Raw genomic sequence first — 5,219 nt, 5'->3', positions numbered from 1 at the left:
CCCCTCATCCCCACTCCCCACATAATGAAAATTTGGCAAGTTGATTTTTATCGTCGTCCATTGCCAGATGCATCTGGACAAATTTTATGGGAATTGTTGATTTGTGATGCAACTCGCAGCTTTGAGTATGAAGCTAGCTGTCTCCAGTCAGCAGCAAATTCGAGTTGGGTGGCTGCTCAACTTGAGTTAGCCGCAGGTGAAAAATTGCCAGATGTGATCCAGGTATTTCGTCCTCAGTCACTAAGCTTAATTGAGGCGGCGGGACGCAATTTAAGTATAAATGTCGTACCTACCCGCCACACTTTGGCGTTGAAGCAGTGGTTACAAGAAAAGCAGTATCCTTCAGCGGTGGATAAACCACCCCCAGTACCATTACCAGAAAACCTCTGGGGAGAACAATGGCGTTTTGCGAGTTTAGCTGCTAGTGATGTGGAAACGAGGTTTAGCGATCGCCCCATTCCCATTTTGCACATCCCAGAACATCTCAAACCCATCAATTTGGGTTTAGCGTCAACAGTGCCCGTCCCTGGTATCGTAATTTATGGTGGACGGCAATCGATGCGCCTAGCAAGGTGGTTGCAGCAAGCCCGTCCCGTAGGCTTGAATTACATATCTGGCGCACCGGATGGCTTAGTATTAGAGGCTGGCTTAGTTGACAGGTGGATTGTTGCCACTTTTGAAGATCCAGAAGTTAGAACAGCAGCCCAAACATATGAACAACGAAAACAGCAAAGCCGAGGATTGCATTTTTTGTTAGTGCAACCAGATGATTCTGGGATGACTTATAGCGGCTTTTGGTTGTTGCGGGCAGAAGATTGATATTGATTGCCAAAAATATTTGTCCGCTTAAGTTCTATAGCTTAAAAAATAAAATATTTGTTGGGTTGAACAAAGTTGAACCCAACAAAATCAAGGATTCTTGATGTTGGGTTACCCTGCGGGAAGCCGCTTTGCATCTACGTTCCTTAACCCAACCTACACCTAAATTTATAAAAACTAATCACAACAAAAGTTTCTGATTTTTATCTCGTAAGAGTTATAAAACAGCCTTAAAGTTGTCACTAATAGTCGGATATTCAAAACGAGTCTTTTAGCTCCGTTAACTAGCTTTTTAACTCCGCGAACAATTTTTTTGTGCCGTTGGTAATTTCCTGTAACTGCACTGTAGTAAAGTGTAACTAATTGATAGCACTGTAAATAAAATCTTAATTTGTCCAGCTAATCCTCAAAATAGGGAAAAAATGCCCTTGGATGACAAAGCACAGAATTACCCAACTTCTATACAAAATTGACTCCCAACTACATAAGCTTTTCCACTCAAAAAGCCGAAGGAAGACAAGGTTAATAGTAATGTTAAACTCACAGGCTAAACGCATCTTCATCAGCTATAAGCGTAATGCTAGCCCCGATGAACCAGTAGCGCTGCAAGTCTTCCAGGCGCTATCGCAGCAGCACAAAGTCTTTATCGACCAAACCATGTCCGTTGGCACACGCTGGGCTGAATGTATTGAAGCAGAAATCCGCCAAGCTGATTTTCTGATTACTTTCCTTTCAGGCTTGTCAACCAGTAGCGAGATGGTGGTAGCAGAAATAGAGACGGCACACCACTTGGCAAAATCACAAGAAGGACGACCGATAATTCTCCCAGTGCGTCTGGCGTATCAAGAACCGTTCCTGTATCCCTTGAGTGCTTACTTAAATGGCATTAACTGGGCATTCTGGAAAGATGCAGAAGATACGCCGCGCCTGATTGCAGAGTTATTACAGGCTGTCTCTGGCGGTTCATTGGCTATCAGTGAAGAAAAATCGAAAGCAGACTTACTCCAGATGAGTCAGCCGTCACTCCTACCCCATCCCTTTCCTTCAGCACAGCCAGTCTCCCTGGAAATGCCGGAAGGGACAATGGAATCGCAATCTGCTTTTTACATGGAACGCTCATCAGATGCACTTACCTTGCAGACTATTGAGCGGCAGGGTGTGACAATTACAATTAAAGGCCCCCGGCAAATGGGCAAAAGTTCCTTGTTAATCCGCACAATTAATACTGCTGTGAATGCAGGGAAGCGGGTTGCTTTGCTGGATTTCCAATTGTTTGATAAAGCCGCCTTAACTAATGCTGACCTTTTCTTTCGCCAGTTCTGTACTTGGTTAACCGATGAACTGGAAATGACTGACAAAGTTGATGAGTATTGGAATATGCCCTTGGGCAATAGTCAGCGTTGTACTCGTTATGTCGGCCGCTATTTGCTTAAAGAGTTTGGCAACCCCATTGTCTTAGCGATGGATGAAGTTGAAAGGGTCTTTGATACAGATTTCCGCTCTGATTTCTTTGGAATGCTGCGAAGCTGGCACAATAGCCGCGCCACTAATCCCATCTGGAAGCAACTGGATTTAGCGCTGGTTACTTCCACCGAACCCTACCAGCTAATTGATAATCTCAACCAATCCCCGTTTAATGTTGGACTAGTAATTGATTTAGAAGATTTTACAGCAGCACAGGTTGCTGATTTAAACCGCCGTCATGGTTCACCCTTCAACGCCAGCGAAGAAAAGCAATTAATAGCGTTGCTAGGTGGACATCCTTACTTAGTAAGGCTTGCACTTTACTCAGTAGCTAGCGATCGCCTCTATCCTACCGAACTATTTGCCAATGCGATCGCAGATAATGGCCCCTTTGGCAATCATCTACGTAACCACCTCTTTCGGTTGCATAACAAACAGGAGTTGGTTCAGGGTATGTTCCAAGTAATTCGCCAGAACACCTGTGTAGATGAGCGTATTTTTTTCCGCTTGCGGGGTGCAGGTTTAGTGCGCCGGGAAGGGCGTATAGTGTTTCCCCGTTGTCAACTTTACACCGATTATTTCCGGGAGCATCTGCGTGGCTAATCCAAACATTTACACTGTAGGCGAGACTGTCACCTCGTTCCCAGTCTCCGACTGGGAATGCTCTCACAGAGGCTCTGCCTCTGATTATAAAGTCTGGAGGCAGAGCCTCCTTATAGGCATTCCCTGTCAGAGTCAGGGAACCAGGGAGGTGGGATGAGCATGGCCGAACCAACTATTTATACCGTCGGCGGAACTGTGCAAGCTGGTGGTGGCATTTACATTCCTCGTCAAGCCGATGAAGAATTGCTCGGTTTATGTCGCTCGGCAACTTTCGCTTATGTCCTCACGCCGCGCCAAATGGGTAAATCCAGCTTGATGGTACGCACGGCGCAAACACTAACGGAGGAGGGGATTAGCTCAGTAATTGTTGACCTTCAAGAATTGGGGGCAAATGTTACAGTCGAACAGTGGTATTTTGGCTTTTTGGTCAAACTGGAAGACCAACTCATGTTTGATACAGATGTGGTGAGTTGGTGGCAAGAACACGAACATCTGGGAGTATCGCAACGGCTGACACAGTTTTTTGAGAGGGTTTTGCTGGCCGAGGTTGAAGGACAAGTTGTGATTTTTGTCGATGAAATTGACTCTACCCTCAGCCTGGATTTTACCGATGATTTTTTTATCGCAATTCGTTATCTCTATGTTGCCCGTGCTACTAATCCTGAATTTGGGCGGCTTTCTTTTGTCTTAATGGGGGTAGCGACTCCCGGCGATTTAATCAGCGATGCCAAGCGCACACCATTTAATATTGGACAGCGTGTCGATTTAACTGATTTTACCTTTGACGAAGCCTTACCCTTAGCTGAGGGATTAGGATTACCTAGCAATGAAGCCAACCAGATATTACGCCAGGTGTTGAAGTGGACGGCAGGACACCCATATTTAACGCAGCGTCTCTGTGGTGCCTTGTTAGCCGAGAGTCAGGAGCCTGTTGTAGAGACGCGATTCATCGCGTTTCCCCGGAGTAGAGATATAGACAAAATAGTTAGCCGCACATTTTTTGGCGCAATGAGCGAGCAAGATAATAACTTGCAGTTTGTCCGCGATATGATGACTAAACGCGCACCAGACCGCGAGGTTTTGACCATTTACCGCGAGATTCGCTGGGGTAAGCGGGCGGTTGTGGATGAGGAACAGTCTTTAGCTAAATCTCACTTAAAACTGTCGGGGGTAGTGCGGCGAGAGAATAATCTTTTGCGGGTGCGGAATCAAATCTATCGGCAAGTCTTTGATTATAAGTGGATTAATAAACATTTGCCGTTTAACTTGCAGGATAGGTGGCAACAGCTTAAACCTGCACTGCTTTATGTGGCGGCGGTAGTGGTAGTATTTTCGGTTTTAATGACGACGGGAGTGGCTGTGTATGTGAATGGCCAACGTTTGATTGCCGAAGATGCTCGCGATAAAGAAGGACAACAGCGTCTAGAAGCAGAAAGTCAACGCAATGAAGCAAAGCGTCAGGCTAAAAATGCGCGAACACAGCAGAAAAAAGCAGAGGAACAAAGCCGGGAGGCAGAAAAGCAAAAGCGCATTGCTAATCAGCAGAGTGAAAGAGCTAAAAAAGGAGAGGAGCAAGCAAAGTCTGCACAACAATTAGCTGAAGAAAAGGGAATAGAGTTAGCAAATGCACTTGATAAAACAAAAACTGCTGAACAATTAGCTAAGGACAGACAGGTAGACGCTGAAAAGCAACGAGATTTTGCAAAGGTAAAAGAACAGGAAGTCACTGCCGCTAAAGCAGATGCGGATAAAAGTCGGATAAATACCGAAATTCTCGCCCAAAGCTTAAAATCACAAAACCTGATGGCAGCAAATTTAGAACTTTATGCTTTAGTAGAAGGCTTGAAGGTAGGAAAACAACTCAAAACATTAAATAAAAATGTAGAACCAGATACCCGCGTTTTGGCAGTAGCCACACTCCAGCAGATAATTTATGGAGTCAAGGAACGTAACCGACTAGAAGATCATAGCAGTACGGTTAATAGTGTGGCATTTAGCCCCGACGGTCAAACCATTGCCTCTACTAGTTCAGACAGGACAGTGAAGTTGTGGAATCTCAAGGGGCAACTGTTACAAACTCTCCAAGGCCATAGCAGTTCGGTTTGGGGCATGGCATTTAGTCCTGACGGTGAAACCATTGCCTCTGCCAGTTCAGACAGGACAGTGAAGTTGCGGAATCTCAAGGGGCAACTGTTACAAACTCTCCAAGGCCATAGCAGTTCGGTTTGGGGCATGGCATTTAGTCCTGACGGTGAAACCATTGCCTCTGCCAGTTCAGACAGGACAGTGAAGTTGCGGAATCTCAAGGGGCAACTGTTACAAACTCTCCAAGG

The 5,219-nt window shown here is 45.5% G+C and carries 3 protein-coding genes; all 3 read left to right on the top strand.

What is annotated here, in order from left to right; all coding sequences use genetic code 11:
- Positions 1-24: 24 nt before the first annotated feature.
- Positions 25-819 (top strand): Tab2/Atab2 family RNA-binding protein, encoded by a 795-nt coding sequence (locus F8R90_RS28245; RefSeq protein WP_196513440.1) that lies wholly within the window; start codon positions 25-27, stop codon positions 817-819.
- A 531-nt stretch (positions 820-1,350) separates the two neighbouring features.
- Positions 1,351-2,886 (top strand): AAA-like domain-containing protein, encoded by a 1,536-nt coding sequence (locus F8R90_RS28240; RefSeq protein WP_196513439.1) that lies wholly within the window; start codon positions 1,351-1,353, stop codon positions 2,884-2,886.
- Positions 2,887-3,045: 159 nt separating this feature from the next.
- Positions 3,046-5,219, top strand: a 2,174-nt coding sequence (locus tag F8R90_RS28235) for an AAA-like domain-containing protein (protein WP_196513438.1), incomplete at its 3' end; no start/stop codon positions are given.

The sequence above is a fragment of the Nostoc sp. NZL genome, assembly GCF_015714705.1.
Classification (GTDB): domain Bacteria; phylum Cyanobacteriota; class Cyanobacteriia; order Cyanobacteriales; family Nostocaceae; genus Nostoc; species Nostoc foliaceum_A.
The sequence above is the reverse complement of the archived record's forward strand: the minus strand, read 5'-3'. Positions and strand labels throughout refer to the sequence as shown.

What these genes read in the sequence shown, in the direction of transcription:
- F8R90_RS28240 (WP_196513439.1), top strand. Translation starts at nt 1,351, where the DNA reads ATGTTAAACTCACAGGCTAAACGCATCTTCATCAGCTATAAGCGTAAT.
- F8R90_RS28245 (WP_196513440.1), top strand. Translation starts at nt 25, where the DNA reads ATGAAAATTTGGCAAGTTGATTTTTATCGTCGTCCATTGCCAGATGCA.